13 protein-coding genes and 1 tRNA gene are annotated in these 15,410 nt (G+C 70.1%); 10 read left to right on the top strand and 4 right to left on the bottom strand.

What is annotated here, in order from left to right:
- Nucleotides 1–112 precede the first annotated feature (112 nt).
- From KZC57_RS12690 to KZC57_RS12650, 9 genes are read left to right on the top strand one after another with little or no spacing between them, the layout of a single operon-like run.
- The gene (locus KZC57_RS12690; RefSeq protein ID WP_247641906.1) at nt 113–1,630 is read left to right on the top strand and encodes a sugar ABC transporter ATP-binding protein; all 1,518 of its coding nucleotides are present in this window, start codon (nt 113–115) and stop codon (nt 1,628–1,630) included.
- The gene (locus KZC57_RS12685; RefSeq protein ID WP_247641905.1) at nt 1,627–2,646 is read left to right on the top strand and encodes an ABC transporter permease; all 1,020 of its coding nucleotides are present in this window, start codon (nt 1,627–1,629) and stop codon (nt 2,644–2,646) included. Before KZC57_RS12690 ends, KZC57_RS12685 begins: the two co-directional genes overlap by 4 nt.
- Complete coding sequence (locus tag KZC57_RS12680) at nt 2,643–3,746, top strand: ABC transporter permease (protein ID WP_247641904.1); 1,104 nt, start codon at nt 2,643–2,645, stop codon at nt 3,744–3,746. The genes KZC57_RS12685 and KZC57_RS12680 overlap by 4 nt, the downstream gene beginning before the upstream one ends.
- Nucleotides 3,743–4,774 carry a rhamnose ABC transporter substrate-binding protein gene (rhaS, locus tag KZC57_RS12675; RefSeq protein WP_247641903.1) on the top strand — a complete coding sequence of 344 codons (1,032 nt, stop codon included), beginning with the start codon at nt 3,743–3,745 and terminating at the stop codon, nt 4,772–4,774. The genes KZC57_RS12680 and rhaS overlap by 4 nt, the downstream gene beginning before the upstream one ends.
- Before the next feature lie 56 nt (nt 4,775–4,830).
- On the top strand, nt 4,831–5,211 hold the full coding sequence (locus KZC57_RS12670) for an L-rhamnose mutarotase (protein ID WP_105949252.1): 381 nt from the start codon (nt 4,831–4,833) through the stop codon (nt 5,209–5,211).
- Nucleotides 5,208–6,374, top strand: a complete 1,167-nt coding sequence (gene rhaI, locus KZC57_RS12665) for an L-rhamnose isomerase (RefSeq protein ID WP_105949251.1) — start codon at nt 5,208–5,210, stop codon at nt 6,372–6,374. The genes KZC57_RS12670 and rhaI overlap by 4 nt, the downstream gene beginning before the upstream one ends.
- 4 nt (nt 6,375–6,378) lie before the next feature.
- Nucleotides 6,379–7,227 (top strand): alpha/beta hydrolase fold domain-containing protein, encoded by an 849-nt coding sequence (locus tag KZC57_RS12660; RefSeq protein ID WP_247641902.1) that lies wholly within the window; start codon nt 6,379–6,381, stop codon nt 7,225–7,227.
- Between the two features lie 47 nt (nt 7,228–7,274).
- On the top strand, nt 7,275–9,311 hold the full coding sequence (locus KZC57_RS12655; RefSeq protein ID WP_247641901.1) for a bifunctional aldolase/short-chain dehydrogenase: 2,037 nt from the start codon (nt 7,275–7,277) through the stop codon (nt 9,309–9,311).
- Nucleotides 9,308–10,750, top strand: a complete 1,443-nt coding sequence (locus KZC57_RS12650; protein ID WP_247641900.1) for a rhamnulokinase family protein — start codon at nt 9,308–9,310, stop codon at nt 10,748–10,750. Before KZC57_RS12655 ends, KZC57_RS12650 begins: the two co-directional genes overlap by 4 nt.
- Before the next feature lie 7 nt (nt 10,751–10,757).
- Here the strand turns inward: KZC57_RS12650 and KZC57_RS12645 are convergent, their stop codons facing one another.
- From KZC57_RS12645 to serS, 4 genes are all read right to left on the bottom strand, one after another.
- On the bottom strand, nt 10,758–12,017 hold the full coding sequence (locus KZC57_RS12645) for an LCP family protein (RefSeq protein ID WP_060921416.1): 1,260 nt from the start codon (nt 12,015–12,017) through the stop codon (nt 10,758–10,760).
- Between the two features lie 47 nt (nt 12,018–12,064).
- Nucleotides 12,065–12,149 (bottom strand) — tRNA-Ser (locus KZC57_RS12640).
- Nucleotides 12,150–12,191: 42 nt separating this feature from the next.
- On the bottom strand, nt 12,192–13,013 hold the full coding sequence (locus KZC57_RS12635; RefSeq protein WP_247641899.1) for an HAD family hydrolase: 822 nt from the start codon (nt 13,011–13,013) through the stop codon (nt 12,192–12,194).
- On the bottom strand, nt 13,010–14,314 hold the full coding sequence (gene serS, locus KZC57_RS12630; protein WP_060921414.1) for a serine--tRNA ligase: 1,305 nt from the start codon (nt 14,312–14,314) through the stop codon (nt 13,010–13,012). Before serS ends, KZC57_RS12635 begins: the two co-directional genes overlap by 4 nt.
- 97 nt (nt 14,315–14,411) lie before the next feature.
- On the opposite strand from serS, the gene KZC57_RS12625 reads away from it, so the two are divergent.
- A complete protein-coding gene (locus KZC57_RS12625) occupies nt 14,412–15,410 on the top strand; it encodes a diacylglycerol kinase family protein (protein WP_105949248.1) in 999 nt (332 codons plus the stop codon).

Genomic DNA, 15,410 nt, shown 5'->3' with positions numbered 1-15,410 from the left:
CATCCGCGGGGATCGCCTCAGACTCTCATGTCGTATTGACACGCGTCAACACAGCCCCTAGTCTCATCTGCATCAGGGTTTGAAACGATTCATTCCCTCAATGGAGAGAGAAATGATGTCCTCACCCACGACGGCGCCCGTGCTCGAGCTCGCCGACGTCCAGAAGGCGTTCGGGTCGGTGATCGCCCTGCGCTCCGGCACCATCGCCGTCCACCCCGGCTCCATCCACGCGCTCGTCGGCGAGAACGGGGCCGGCAAGTCCACGCTCGTGAAGATCGTCGCCGGCCTCTATCAGCGCGACGGCGGGGTCTTCCGCCTCCGCGGCGAGGAGGTCGACTTCACCTCGACCGCGCAGTCGAAGGCCGCCGGCGTCGCGGTCATATACCAGGAGCCGACGCTCTTCCCCGATCTCTCCGTCACCGAGAACATCTTCATGGGGCGCCAGCCGACCGGGCGGTTCGGGCGGATCGACCGCAAGGCCATGCGCCACGAGGTCGAGCGCCTCTTCACCCGCCTCGGCGTCACCATCGACCCCGACCGCCCCGCCGAGGGCCTGTCGATCGCCGATCAGCAGGTCATCGAGATCGCCAAGGCGGTCTCCCTCGAAGCCACGCTGCTCATCATGGACGAGCCCACCGCGGCGCTCTCCGGCGTGGAGGTGGAGCGGCTGTTCGCGATCGCCCGGAGCCTGCGCGATGAGGGACGCGGCCTCATCTTCATCTCACACCGGTTCGACGAGGTGTTCGCGCTCTGCGACACCGTGACGGTCATGCGGGACGGCGCGTACATCGCGACCTCGGCCATCGCCGACACCACGGTCGACGAACTCGTGCACCAGATGGTCGGCCGCGAGGTGTCCGAGCTGTTCCCGAAGCAGGAGGCGACGATCGGCGAGCCGCTGCTCGAGGTCGAGGGGCTCACGAGCCCCGGCCTCTTCCACGACATCTCGTTCTCCGTCCGTGCGGGCGAGATCGTCGGGCTCGCCGGCCTCGTCGGCGCCGGGCGCAGCGAGGTCGCCCGCGCGGTCTTCGGCGTGGACGGGTACCGCGAGGGCAGCGTGCGCATGAAGGGCCGCCGCATCCGCGCCCGCCGTCCGGTGGACGCGATGCGCGCCGGTCTCGCCCTCGTCCCCGAGGACCGCCGGAAGCAGGGCCTCGTCATCGAAGCCGGCGTCGGCGGGAACATCACCCTCGCGATCCGCCGGCGTCTCGCCCGCCTCGGCCTGCTCACCACCGCGATGGAGAACCGCGCCGCTCGGGAGTGGGCCTCGCGGCTCGAGGTGAAGACGCACGCCCTGGACACCGTCGCCGCGACGCTCTCCGGCGGCAACCAGCAGAAGGTCGTCCTCGCGAAGTGGCTCGCCACGCAGCCGCAGGTGCTGCTCATCGACGAGCCCACCCGCGGCATCGACGTCGGCACCAAGTCCGAGGTGCACCGCCTGCTGTCCCAGCTCGCCGGTCAGGGCATGGGCATCCTCATGATCTCGTCCGAGCTGCCCGAGGTACTCGGCATGGCCGACCGGGTGCTCGTGATGCGCGAGGGTCGCATCACGGCCGAGATCCCCCGCTCGGAGGCCACCTCCGAGAACGTCATGTTCGCCGCGACGCACGCATCGGAGCTCAGCTCGTGACCACCGCCATCCCCGTCTCCGCGCTCACCAAGCGCATCTCCGGTCTCGGCAGGGCCCGAGAGTTCGGCATCCTCCTCGCCCTCGTGCTCGTGGTCACCGCCGCGACCCTCAACAACCCGAAGTTCCTGTTCAGCGCCGACGGCTGGCGCGACCTGCTGCTGACGCCGTCGATCCTCGTGCTCGTCGCGGTGGGACAGGCCATCGTCCTCATCACGCGCAACGTCGACCTGTCCGTGGGTTCCGTGATGGGTCTGACCGCGTACCTGACCGGTCGGCTCTTCATCGACATCCCCGGCATCCCGATCGTCCTGGTCGTGGTCGCCGCCGTGGTGCTCGGCGCCCTCCTCGGCCTCGTCAACGGCGCGCTCGTCGCGTACGCCAAGGTGCCGGCGATGGTGATCACCCTCGGCACCCTCTACGCCTACCGCGGCATCAACGTGCTGTGGACCGGCAGCGACCGCGTGAACGCCTCCGACATGCCGCGCGACTTCCTCGCCCTCGGCACAGGGCAGCTCCTCGGCGTCCCGATCCTCGCGATCGTCGCGGTCCTCGTACTCGCCGTCGCCGCCTGGTACATGAAGAACACCCGCGGCGGCCGGGAGTTCTACGCGATCGGCTCCGACCCCGCGGCGGCCGAGCTCTACGGCCTGCGCGTCACCCGCCGCGTGCTCACCGCGTTCGTCCTGTCGGGAGCTCTCGCCGGACTCGCCGGCGTCTTCTACGCGGCCCGGTACGGCACCATCAACTCCCAGGCGGGAGCGGGATGGGAACTGGACGCGGTGGGCGCGGCCGTCATCGGCGGCGTCGCGATCACCGGCGGCATCGGCTCGGTGTGGGGCGCCGCGATCGGCGCCGTGCTGCTGCTGACCATCAACCGCGCACTGCCGATCCTCGGCATCCCCGACTTCTGGCAGCGTGCCGTCGTCGGCCTGCTCATCATCGGCGCCATCGTGCTCGACCGCGTGCTCGCGGTGCGGCAGAGACGGCGGCTCATCGAGGCGAGGGACGAATCATGACCACCGCGACCGCCACCGCGACCACCCGCGTCATCCGCGACTACGACAAGCCCCTGTGGCGCCGGCTCCTGCTCACGCGCGAAGCCGCGATCGTCGGCCTGCTCCTGCTCGTCGCGGTCGTCTCGGCCTCCAGCATCCGCGGGTTCGGACAGCCCATCACGCTGACGTACCTGCTGCTCGACATCGCGCCGATCCTCCTGATCGCCCTGCCGATGACCCTCATCATGATCACCGGCGAGATCGACCTCTCGGTGGGCAGCATGGTCGGGCTGTCCAGCGTCGTCACCGGCGCGCTGGTGCAGGCGGGGCTCCCGTTCGAGCTCGCCGCGCTCGCCGCGCTCGTCGTGGGCGTGGTCGGCGGAGCGTTCAACGGCTTCCTCGTGACCGTCGTCGGACTACCCTCGCTCGCCGTCACGATCGGCACGCTCGCCCTCTTCCGCGGCCTCGCCGTCGGGCTGCTGGGCACGGCCGCCGTCACCGACTTCCCGGAGTTCTGGACGGCTCTCGCCAAGGCGAAGATCGCGGGCACCCCGATCCCCGTCATCACGATCCCGTTCCTCCTGCTCGTCGCGGTCTTCGCGATCCTGCTGCACTTCACGCCGTTCGGCCGCGGGGTGTACGCGATCGGTCTGTCGAAGGACGCGGCGCACTTCTCCGGTGTGCACGTCGAGCGCACGAAGCTCATCCTGTTCGTGCTGTCCGGAGGGGTCGCCGCGTTCGCCGGCATCTTCTATACGCTCCGCTACGGCAGCGCCCGCGGCGACAACGCCACCGGCCTCGAGCTCCAGGTCATCGCGGCCGTCGTGCTCGGCGGGGTGTCGGTGTTCGGCGGTCGCGGCAAGATCTACGGCGTCATCGCCGCCGCCTTCCTCATCGGGGCGCTCGCGAGTGCACTCCGCCTGGTGAACGTCACCTCCGACGTCATCAACATCATCACCGGCACGCTCCTCGTGATCTCGGTGGTGGCCGCAAGCTTCCTGGCCTGGCTGCAGAAGGCACGCCGCCGACCGGGCAGACCCCCCGCCGGTGCCGCCACAGCGACGAAGGCACCGATGGACGCCGCATCCGCGGCATCTCCCGACGAAAGGAACGAACAATGACGTTTGCACGCAAGCGTGTCACCGCCTTCGCCGCCCTCGCGGTGGCGGCGGCGGTCGCACTGACCGGCTGCGCCGGCTCCACCGACGGCGGAGGAGACGGCGGCGGCGACGGGGCGGACGCCTCGATCACCTTCTTGCCCAAGAACCTCGGCAACCCGTACTTCGACACGTCCAGCGAGGGCGGTAAGAAAGCCGTCGAGGAGTTCGGCGGCACGTTCTCCGAGGTCGGCCCTGCCGAGGCCACGCCCGACGCCCAGGTCAGCTACATCAACACGGCCACGCAGCAGGGTGTCGGCGCCCTCGTCGTCTCGGCCAACGACCCGCAGGCCATCTGCGACGCGCTGAACGAGGCCAGGGACGCCGGCGTCAAGGTCGTCACCTTCGACTCCGACACCAACACCGACTGCCGCGACCTGTTCATCAACCAGGCCGACTCCGAGGGCATCGCGAAGGTGCAGATCGACCTCATCGCCGAGCAGATCGGCGGCGCCGGGGAGATCGCCATCCTCTCCGCGTCGGCCAACGCCACGAACCAGAACGCCTGGATCGAGCTGATGGAGGAGTACGTCGCCAGCGAGTACCCCGACATCACGATCGTCGAGACGGTCTACGGCGACGACGACGACCAGACGTCGTTCGACAAGACGGCCGCGCTGCTGCAGACCCACCCGGACCTCAAGGGCATCGTCTCGCCCACCACGGTCGGCATCGCCGCTGCGGCGCGCTACCTGTCGACGTCCGACTTCAAGGGCCAGGTCGCGCTGACCGGACTCGGCACCCCCAACCAGATGCGCGAGTACGTGGAGGACGGCACCGTCACCGCCTTCGCGCTGTGGAACCCGGCCGACCTCGGCTACCTGGCCGCTTACGCCGCCCAGGCCCTGATCGCCGGCGACATCACCGGCGAAGAGGGCGACACCTTCGAGGCCGTCGACCTCGGCGAGTACACCGTCGGCGCCGACGGCGTCGTCCTGCTGGGCGACCCGTTCGTGTTCGACGCCGACAACATCGGCGACTTCGACTTCTGAGTCGCCCTCCGGCCGGCGCTCCCTGCGGGCGCCGGCCGGACCCCGAGAGGAATCGCATGACCCGCGTCGCCTTCCAGCTCCAGGTGAAGCCCGAGCTGCTGCCCGAGTACCTCGCCCGTCACACACCGGTACGCCCGGAGATGCTCCGCGAGATCGCGGCCGCCGGACGACGCGACTACAGCCTCTTCCTCGGAAGCGGCGGCGTGCTCTTCGGCTACTACGAGACCGATGACGACGCGGCTGCGCAGGCGTACCTCGCCGCCTCCCCCGTCGCCGCACGCTGGGAGGCCGAGATGGCCCCCTTCTTCCTCGGCCTCGACGGCCGTCCCGATCAGGCCGCCACCCCTCTCACCGAGGTGTTCCACCTCGAAGACCAGCTCGCCGCCGCCGGCGAGAGCGCCACACCCGCCACCGACAACGAAGGCCGTGCATCGTGAGCATCCTCACCCCCGACATCCTCGCCGCGCTCGAGAAGCAGAGCATCGAGCTGCCCAGCTGGGCGTTCGGCAACTCCGGGACCCGGTTCAAGGTGTTCAGCACTCCCGGCACGCCCCGTGACCCGTACGAGAAGATCGCCGACGCCGCGCAGGTCCACGCCCACACCGGGCTCGCCCCCACCGTGGCGCTGCATATCCCGTGGGATCTGGTCGACTCGTTCGACGATCTGCGCCGGCATGCCGAGGACCACGGCGTCGCCCTCGGCACCGTGAACTCCAACACCTTCCAAGACGACGACTACAAGTTCGGCGCCCTCACCCACGAGGATGCGGCCGTGCGGCGCAAGGCCATCGACCACCACCTGGCCTGCATCGACGTCATGGACGCCACCGGCAGCCGCGACCTGAAGATCTGGCTGGCCGAGGGGTCTAACTACCCGGGTCAGGCCGACCTGCGTGGACGCCAGGATCGCCTTCACGACTCGTTGCAGCAGATCTACGCGCGTCTCGGCGACCACCAGCGCCTCGTGCTCGAGTACAAATTCTTCGAGCCGGCGTTCTACCACACCGACGTCCCGGACTGGGGGACGTCCTACGTGCAGGTGACCGCCCTCGGCGACAAGGCGATGGTCTGCCTCGACACCGGCCACCATGCGCCGGGCACCAACATCGAGTTCATCGTGATGCAGCTCCTGCGCCTCGGCAAGCTCGGCTCGTTCGACTTCAACTCCCGCTTCTATGCGGACGACGACCTCATCGTGGGTGCCGCCGACCCGTTCCAGCTGTTCCGGATCCTGTTCGAGGTGATCCGGGGCGGCGGGCTGAACAACCCCGACGTGGCCTTCATGCTGGACCAGTGCCACAACATCGAGGACAAGATCCCCGGGCAGATCCGCTCCGTCCTGAATGTGCAGGAGATGACCGCGCGCGCCCTGCTCGTCGACCGCGAAGCGCTGGCGACCGCCCAGCGCAGCGGCGACGTGCTCGCGGCGAACGCCGTCTTCATGGACGCCTTCTCCACCGACGTCCGCCCGGCCCTGGCCGCGTGGCGAGAGGAGCGCGGGCTGCCCGCGGACCCGATGGCGGCGTACGCGGCCTCCGGGTACGGGCAGCAGATCGCGGAGGAGCGCGTGGGTGGCGTGCAGGCGGGCTGGGGAGCCTGAGCGTATGAGCGCGCACGACATCCACGATCACGTCTTCGACGGGCCGCACGGGCCGCTGCGCGTGCGCGTCTACTCCCCGGAGTCGCCGAGCGGCCACGGCTTGGTGTGGGCTCACGGCGGCGGATTCGCGGGCGGGGACATCGACATGCCGGAGGCCGACGCCGTCGCACGGGCGTTCGCAGATCGCGGAATCGCGGTCATGAGCGTGGACTACGCCCTCGCCCCGATGACAGCCGAGTGGAGCGCACGCCTCGGCGCGGAGAAGCGCGGCGGCGTGCACTACCCCGTCCCGCACGACGAGATGGTCTCCGCGTTCCGCTGGGCCGCCACGTCGGACGTCGCGTCGCGAGGTTGGGCGATCGGCGGAGCCAGCGCAGGCGGCAACCTCGCCACCGGCGCGGCGCTCCGCCTCGCGCACGAGGGCGGCGCCGTGCCCGCACTCGCCGTCCTCGCGTACCCGACCCTGCAAGCGGTGCAGGCCGCTCCCGACCCGGAGCTGCGTGCCCTGCTCGACGGAGATCCCTCCGCGGACGTGTTCACCCCCGATTTCGTGCGCGGCATGTACGAGAACTACCTCGGGAGCGACCCCGACACGGCGGACGTCTATGCCGTCCCCGGCACCGCAGAGCCCGCAGCACTCTCCTCCTTCCCGCCCACCATCATGGTCAACGACGAGACCGACGAGCTCCGAGTATCCGGCGAGGCGTTCGCCCGCTCCCTCGCCGCTGCCGGCGTCGAGGTCGAAGTAGTCGTCGAGCCGGGCACCACCCACGGCCACCTCAATCGCCCCGAGGAATCCGCCTTCGCCGCGACGATCGATCGGTTCGCGGCTCGGATCCTGCAACTCCCCTGACTCTCCGGCGTCGACCGGGCATCTTCACTCACGAACCGAGGACTCACATGACGAACCCCACCGCCGCCGAACTGATCGCGCGGAGCAACCGCCTGGGCGCCGACCCGAAGAACACGAACTACGCGGGCGGCAACACCTCCGCCAAGGGCACCGAGACCGACCCGGTGACGGGGCAGCCGGTCGAGCTCCTCTGGGTGAAGGGCTCCGGCGGTGATCTCGGCACCCTGACCGAGGCCGGCCTCGCGGTCCTCCGCCTCGACCGTATGCGCGCGCTCGTCGACGTCTATCCGGGGGTCGAGCGGGAGGACGAGATGGTCGCCGCGTTCGACTACTGCTTGCACGGCAAGGGCGGCGCCGCCCCCTCGATCGACACCGCGATGCACGGCCTGGTCGACGCCCCGCACGTGGATCACCTCCACCCCGACTCGGGCATCGCGATCGCCACCGCGGCCGACGGCGAGGAGCTCACGACGACGATCTTCGGCGATCGGGTCGTCTGGGTGCCGTGGCGCCGCCCCGGCTTCCAGCTCGGACTGGACATCGCGCAGATCAAGGCGGAGAACCCGCAGGCCATCGGCACGATCCTCGGCGGCCACGGCATCACGGCGTGGGGCGACACCTCGGAGGAGGCGGAGGCGAACTCCCGGTGGATGATCGACACCGCCGCCGCCCACATCGCGGAGCACGGCTCCCCCACACCGTTCGGCGGCACGCGATCGGGCTTCGAGGCCCTGCCGGGGCCGGAGCGCCGCGCACGGGCGGCCGCCCTCGCCGGCACCATCCGCGGGCTCGCGTCGACGGACAAGCCGATGGTCGGCCACTTCACGGACAGCGACGTGGTCCTCGACTTCCTGGCCTCCGAGAAGGCTCCGGCCCTCGCCGCTCTCGGCACGAGCTGCCCCGACCACTTCCTGCGCACCAAGGTCAAGCCGCTCCTCCTCGACCTGCCCACCACCGCGACCCTGGAGGAGCAGACGGAACGCCTGCGGGAGCTCCACGCCGCCTACCGCGCCGACTACCAGGCCTACTACGACGCCTACGCGACCGCCGAATCCCCCGCGATCCGAGGTGCGGATCCACTCATCGTCCTCGTGCCCGGCGTCGGGATGTTCTCGTACGGAGCGAACAAGCAGACCGCACGGGTCGCCGGAGAGTTCTACGTCAACGCGATCAACGTCATGCGCGGTGCCGAGGCCTTGTCGGCCTACACCCCCATCTCCGACGCGGAGAAGTTCCGCATCGAGTACTGGGCGCTGGAGGAGGCGAAGCTGCAGCGGATGCCGAAGCCGAAATCCCACCAGGGCCGCATCGCCCTCGTCACCGGTGCCGCGAGCGGGATCGGCAAGGCCATCGCGACGCGCCTCGCCGCGGAGGGCGCCTGCGTCGTCATCGCCGACCTCGACCTGGACAAGGCCAGAGCCGCGGCCGCCGAGTTCGGGAACGAGGACGTCGCCATCGGCGTGGCCGCCGATGTCGCCGACGCCGACGCGGTGCAGGCGGCGATCGACGAGGCGGTGCTCGCGTTCGGCGGCCTCGACCTCGTCGTGAACAACGCGGGTCTCTCGCTGTCGAAGCCGCTGTTGGAGACGACCGAGAAGGACTGGGATCTCCAGCACGACGTGATGGCGAAGGGCTCGTTCCTCGTCTCGAAGGCGGCAGCCCGGGTGCTCATCGATCAGGGACTCGGCGGCGACATCATCTACATCTCCTCCAAGAACTCCGTCTTCGCCGGTCCGAACAACATCGCGTACTCGGCGACGAAGGCCGACCAGGCGCACCAGGTGCGACTGCTCGCGGTGGAACTCGGCGAGCACGGCATCCGGGTCAACGGCATCAACCCCGACGGTGTAGTCCGCGGTTCCGGCATCTTCGCCTCCGGGTGGGGAGCGAACCGGGCGGCCACGTACGGCGTCAAGGAAGAAGACCTGGGCCAGTTCTACGCCAACCGCACCATCCTCAAGCGCGAGGTCGTGCCGGAGAACGTCGCGGACGCCGTCTTCGTGTTGACCGGTCCCGAGCTGAGCCGGACCACCGGTCTGCACATCCCCGTCGATTCCGGCGTCGCCGCGGCGTTCCTGCGATGACCGACGACCGCTCGCCCGCGACCGCACGACACGTCCGTGCGGTCGCGGCGGTGGATCTCGGCGCCACGAGCGGCCGCGTGATGATCGGCCGGGTGGGGCCGGGCGTCCTGGAGCTCGAGCCGGTCTCCCGCTTCCCGAACGGCCCGGTCGCCCGCGCCGACGGTCTGCACTGGGACTTCGACGCGCTCGTCGCCCATGTGCTCGACGGCCTGGCCGAAGCGGTCAGCCGGGAACCGGGGATCGAGTCGATCGGGATCGACTCGTGGGCCGTCGACTACGGCCTCCTCCGCGCCGGAGAGCTGCTCGCGGAGCCGTTCCACTACCGTGACGATCGCACCGCTCGAGGGGTGGCCGAGGTGCACGCCCTCGTCCCGTTCGACGAACTCCACGCGCGCAACGGCCTGCAGTTCCTCCCGTTCAACACGCTCTACCAGCTCCGGGCGGACGAACTCAGGCACGACGCCGACACCGCGCTCCTCATCCCGGACCTCCTCGCCTTCCTCCTCACCGGCGCCCGCGTCGCCGAACGGACCAACGCCTCGACGACGGGGCTGCTGGATGTGGAGTCCGGCACCTGGGACCGGGCGCTCGCGACCCGCCTCGGCATCGACGCCTCCCTCCTACCGGACCTCGTCGACCCCGGCACGGTCATCGGTCGGCTGCGCCCCGAGGTCGCGGAGCGCATCGGCGCGGATCTGCCGGTGATCGCCGTGGGTTCGCACGACACCGCCTCGGCGGTGGTCGCCGTCCCGATGACCTCACCCCGTGCCGCGTACATCTCCTGCGGCACCTGGGGGCTGGTCGGGGTCGAGCGGGTCGAGCCGATCCTCACGGCGGCGGCGAGGGACGCCAACTTCACCAACGAACGCGGCGTGGACGACCGCTTCCGCGTCCTCCACAACGTGACCGGACTCTGGCTCCTCAGCGAGACCGTGCGAGCCTGGGAAGACGAGGACGGAGCGCCCATCGACCTGTCGGGGCTGCTCGCCGAAGCTGCTGCCGCGGCGCCGCCGTCGGGGGTGTTCGATGCGAACGACCCCGCGCTCTCGGCCCCCGGCGATATGCCTGCGCGTATCAGCGATCTCCTGCGTTCCCGCGGCACCACCGTCCCCGCCTCGCGTCCCGCGTTCGTCCGGCTCGTCGTGGAGAGCATCGCCACCGCGTTCGCCGACGCCGTCCGGACGGCGGGCGGTCTCGCCGGGCACCCCGTCGACGTCATCCACCTCGTCGGGGGCGGGTCCCTCAACCGGCTCCTGTGCCAGGCGACGGCGGACCGCACCGGGGTTCCCGTCCTGGCCGGCCCCGTCGAGGCGACGGCCCTCGGCAACGTCCTCGTGCAGGCGCGGGCGCTCGGCGCGGCGCCTGCCGAGCTCTCGGAGCTTCGCGCCCTCGTGGCGACGACGCACCCGCCGACGGTCTACCGCCCGCGGAGCGCCTGAGCGCTGATCAGCGCACGTTGCCGTTCGAGCACGTCTGCTGCGCGGCGGAGTTGCCCTTGATCGAATCGGGCAGCGCCACGACGTCCGGAGCGGTCGTCGGGGTCGGCGTCGCCTCCTGCGTCGGGGTGGTGGGCTCGGCGGGCTCGGTGGGTGTCGTCGGCTCCTGCACGACGACACCGTCGTTGCTGGTGTTCTCGTGCGTGATCTGCAGCTGGGCGTTGGCCTCGATCGCGTCCCAGAGCGCCGCGGCGGCCTCGTCGTTCGGCACGACCTTGTTCGGGTCGTCCCAGTCCTCCAGGGTCGGGTACTGCACGAACACGATGTCCTCGAACGGCACCGACTTCACGGCGAGAGCGATCTTCACCATCGTCATCGGATCGGCGAGCGACGTGCTCGTCTCCAGGTTCTGGATGCCCGTGTTGGCGAGCTTCAGCATCACCGGCACGTTGCCCAGCACCTCGCCGCTGATGAGCTTGCGGGCGAGGCTCGACATGTACTGCTGCTGGTTGCCGATGCGGCCCAGGTCGCTGCCGTCGCCGACGCCGTGACGGGTGCGGAGGAACTGCAGAGCCTCGAGCCCCTGGACGGTGTGCGTGCCGGCTGCCATGTCGAGACCCGTGTAGCGGTCGCGGATCGGGTTGGCGAGGCAGACGTCGACGCCGCCGATCGCGTTGGTGATCTCGATGACGCCGCCGAACGTCACGGAGGCGGCGAACTGCACCTCCTGGTCCGTGAGGGCCGATATCGTGCGGACGACGCAGTTCAGTCCGCCGTCGGTGTAAGCGACGTTCAGGGGCTGCTTGCTCATCGCGGCGGTGGCGTTGCCGTCCTCGTCCTCACAGGACGGGATGGGGATCATCAGGTCGCGCGGGAAGCTGACGACCGTGATCCGCCGCGGCTCCTCCGAGACGTGCACGAGCAGATTCACGTCGTTGAGGGTGCCCTCGGCATCCCCGCCGGTGCACCGATCGCCGAAGTACTGCTTGTAGTCGTCCTCGCACGTGTCGACGCCGGTGAGGACGAGGTTGAAGCCGCCCTTGTACTCTCCGATGTCCGGCGGCACGTCTTCCTGCCCGTCGAGGTCGACGGCGTTCGCCGAGACGGTGCTGGAGAAATCGAGGTAGAAGTAGGCCGCGACGCCGATGCCGCTGACGAGGACCACCGCCATGCTGATCGCGAGAAGCCGGAGGAGCTGGCTGACGGCGCCGGGCGAACGCAGCTGACCATGTCGCGCGACGGTGCGGCGGCGGCGGGTGTTGTCGCTCACTCGGGCCCTTTCGGATTCAGCGCGGCGGGGGTACCGCGCTCAGGAAGCGGAGGGTGTGGGATTCGAACCCACGAGACATCTCTGCCCACTGGTTTTCAAGACCAGCTCCATCGGCCGCTCGGACAACCCTCCCGACAGAAGCATCTGTCGACCAGGCGCGAGTCTAGCCGAGTTCTATTCTCCGGCGTCGACCTGGGCGGGCGCTGGAAGCGTGTCCAGGGCGCTGGCGAGCCCTCCCTGCTCCACGTCGGCGGTGATCTCCCCCGCGGCGTCCTTCACCTCGACCGGCGCCTGACCCATCGCCACGGCGCGCCCACCGCCGCCGCGCGCCCAGCCGAACATGCCGATGTCGTTGCGTCCGTCTCCGGCGACGAGCACGCGCGCGGCGTCGAGACCGAGTTCGTCGCGCACGCGTTCCAGGGCCGTGCCCTTGTCGACGCCCTGCGGAGCGATGTCCAGCCAAGCCGTCCAGCCGATCGCGTACGAGACCTCGTTGAGCCCGGCATCGGCGACGAGCCGGTGGAAGTCGTCCTCGTCGTGCCCGGGTGAAACGACGACGATCCGGGAGACGGGGAGGGCCCCGAGCTCCTCGAAGTCGACCTGACGGCCGCCGTCGAGCGTCCAGTCGTCGAGCTGCTCGGTGAACAGCCGCTGCCCCGAGCCGAGCTCCACCATGTACCGCGCGTCCGGAAGCCGGTCCCGCAACAGGGCCAGCACGGGTGTCGGGTCGAAGGTCTCGACGTGCCACCGCTCCCAGTCGTCCCCGTCGCGGCGCATCGTGACGGCGCCGTTGGAGCACACCACGTAGTCGGCGGTGAGGCCGAGCTCCTCCACGTAGCGACGGGTCGCCATCCAGCTGCGACCGGTCGCGATGGTCACCACGTGTCCCGCGTCGCGGACGCGGGACACGGCCTCAGGAACACCGGGGCTCATCGTCTCGTCCTGCAGGAGGATGGTCCCGTCGACGTCGAGGCCGACCAGCCAGGGCGCCGTCACCGGGTGCTCTGCTCGTCGGCGAGCGGGCGGATCACCTCGAGTCCGCCGAGGTAGGGGCGCAGGACCTCCGGAACCCGCACCGAGCCGTCCGCCTGCTGGTGCGTCTCGAGCAGGGCGACGATCCAGCGCGTCGTCGCGAGCGTGCCGTTGAGGGTCGCGACGTGCTGGGTCTTCGGCGCCGTACCGCCCTCCTCCACGGCAGGGCGGTAGCGCACGTCCAGACGACGCGCCTGGAAGGTCGTGCAGTTCGAGGTGGAGGTCAGCTCGCGGAACGCGCCCTGTGTGGGCACCCAGGCCTCGATGTCGTACTTCCGCGCCGCGCTCGACCCGAGGTCTCCCGCGGCGACGTCGATCACCCGGTATGCGAGGCCGAGCGAGGTCAGCATCTCCTCCTGCAGCGCGACGAGGCGCAGGTGCTCGGCCTCGGCGTCCTCAGCCGTGGTGTAGACGAACATCTCCAGCTTGTTGAACTGATGCACGCGGATGATGCCCCGGGTGTCCTTGCCGTGCGAGCCGGCTTCCCGGCGGTAGCACGTGGACCATCCGGCATAACGGAGGGCCCCGCTTGCGAGGTCCACGATCTCGTCCTTGTGATACCCGGCAAGAGCGACCTCGCTGGTGCCGACGAGGTAGAGGTCGTCGTCCTTGTCGAGGTGGTACACCTCATCGGCGTGCTCCCCCAGGAACCCCGTGCCCTGCATGATCTCAGGGCGCACGAGGGTGGGCGTGATGAGGGGGACGAAGCCGTTCTGCAACGCCTTGTCGAGAGCGAGGTTCATGAGCGCGATCTCGAGTCGGGCACCGATCCCGCGCAGGAAGTAGAAGCGCGCACCGGAGACCTTGGCCCCCCGCTCCATGTCGATGGCGCCGAGAAGCTCACCGAGCTCGAGGTGGTCGCGCGGCTCGAAGTCGAACGCCGGGACCTCGCCCACGCGACGGAGCTCGACGAAGTCCTCCTCGCCGCCGGCCGGGACGCCGTCGATCACGACGTTCTCGATCCGCGCGAGTGCCGTGGCAGCGGCCTCGGCCGCTTCGTTCGCCGCGTGCTGGGCCTGCTTGACGCGGTCCGCGAGGTCTTTGGCCTGCGCGACGAGGGCCGCCTTCTCCTCCTTGGGCGCCTTCGCCACCTGCTTGCCGAACGCGTTCTGCTCGGCGCGCAGCTCCTCGAACGCGGCGAGCGCGGCGCGGCGCGATCGGTCGGCCTCGAGTGCGACGTCGACGGTGCTCTGGTCATTGCCACGGGCAGCCTGCGAACGGCGGACGATCTCCGGGTTGTCGCGGAGGAGTGCGAGGTCGATCATGCCGCAAGTCTACGAGGTGTGCGCCCGGGGACCGGGCTGCCGGGTATCCCTCCACCCGTGCTGCTCTCCTCGGACGATGCCGGTCTAGAGTAGCGCCATGACCACGAGTCCTCCCGTTCGGAAGCAGGCGGCGCTCGTGTACAACCCGGTGAAGATCGACGGGAAGCGTCTGCGCGCCCAGGTCCGCGACCTGTCCCGCGAGGCCGGATGGGACCACCCCGCCTTCTACCCCACGACCGTGGAGGACGCGGGGCAGGGAGCGACGGCGGAAGCGCTCGCGCGCGGGGTGGACGTCGTGCTCGTGGCCGGCGGCGACGGCACGGTGCGGGCGGTCGCCGAAGCCATCGCCAATACGGGCGTGCCACTCGCGATCCTCCCGAGCGGCACCGGGAACCTTCTCGCGCGCAACCTCGGTCTCCCGCTGGCCGACCCCGCGGAGATGATCCGTGCCGCCCTCGGCGACTTCCACCACCCCATCGACATCGGCTGGGCCCGGATGACCAGGGAGGACGGCGGCGAGGAGGAGCATGCGTTCGTCGTGCTCGCCGGCATCGGCCTGGACGCCGACATGATCGCGAACACCCGTGCCGATCTGAAGAAGTCCGTCGGCTGGATCGCCTACGTCGACGGCGCCGCCCGGTCACTCCCCCGCGCGAAGCCCTTCCGCGCGGTGTACCAGATCGGCACAGGGCGCCTGCACTCCACGAAGGTGCACAGCATCCTGTTCGCGAACTGCGGCACCCTTCCGGCCGGCATCTCCCTGATCCCCGACGCGTCGATCACCGACGCGACCCTCGACGTCGCGGTCATCCAGCCGACCGGCGTCCTCGGCTGGCTCGGCGTCTGGCGCAAGATCTGGTGGGACAACTCCGTGCTGCGCCGGTTCCGTGCCGGACGGCTCGTGCTCGAGCGCCGTGGCACGGACGCGTCCGTCCATTACTTCCGGGGCGCCCGCGCCGAAGCTGCGGCGCCCGCCCCCACGCCCATCGAGCTCGACGGCGACGAGTTCGGCGAGGCCGTGCGCGTCACCTGCCGTGCCGACCCCGGCGCACTCCTGCTGGCTCTGCCCACCGGGCACCCGGTGCACATCCTCTGA

This window comes from Microbacterium sp. KSW4-4 (genome assembly GCF_023091185.1).
Taxonomy (GTDB): Bacteria; Actinomycetota; Actinomycetes; order Actinomycetales; family Microbacteriaceae; genus Microbacterium; species Microbacterium paraoxydans.
This window is presented reverse-complemented; position numbering and strand designations above follow the sequence as displayed.

What these genes read in the sequence shown, in the direction of transcription:
- KZC57_RS12690 (WP_247641906.1), top strand. Translation starts at nt 113, where the DNA reads ATGATGTCCTCACCCACGACGGCGCCCGTGCTCGAGCTCGCCGACGTC.
- KZC57_RS12680 (WP_247641904.1), top strand. Translation starts at nt 2,643, where the DNA reads ATGACCACCGCGACCGCCACCGCGACCACCCGCGTCATCCGCGACTAC.
- rhaS (WP_247641903.1), top strand. Translation starts at nt 3,743, where the DNA reads ATGACGTTTGCACGCAAGCGTGTCACCGCCTTCGCCGCCCTCGCGGTG.
- KZC57_RS12670 (WP_105949252.1), top strand. Translation starts at nt 4,831, where the DNA reads ATGACCCGCGTCGCCTTCCAGCTCCAGGTGAAGCCCGAGCTGCTGCCC.
- KZC57_RS12660 (WP_247641902.1), top strand. Translation starts at nt 6,379, where the DNA reads ATGAGCGCGCACGACATCCACGATCACGTCTTCGACGGGCCGCACGGG.
- KZC57_RS12655 (WP_247641901.1), top strand. Translation starts at nt 7,275, where the DNA reads ATGACGAACCCCACCGCCGCCGAACTGATCGCGCGGAGCAACCGCCTG.
- KZC57_RS12650 (WP_247641900.1), top strand. Translation starts at nt 9,308, where the DNA reads ATGACCGACGACCGCTCGCCCGCGACCGCACGACACGTCCGTGCGGTC.
- serS (WP_060921414.1), bottom strand. Translation starts at nt 14,314, where the DNA reads ATGATCGACCTCGCACTCCTCCGCGACAACCCGGAGATCGTCCGCCGT.
- KZC57_RS12625 (WP_105949248.1), top strand. Translation starts at nt 14,412, where the DNA reads ATGACCACGAGTCCTCCCGTTCGGAAGCAGGCGGCGCTCGTGTACAAC.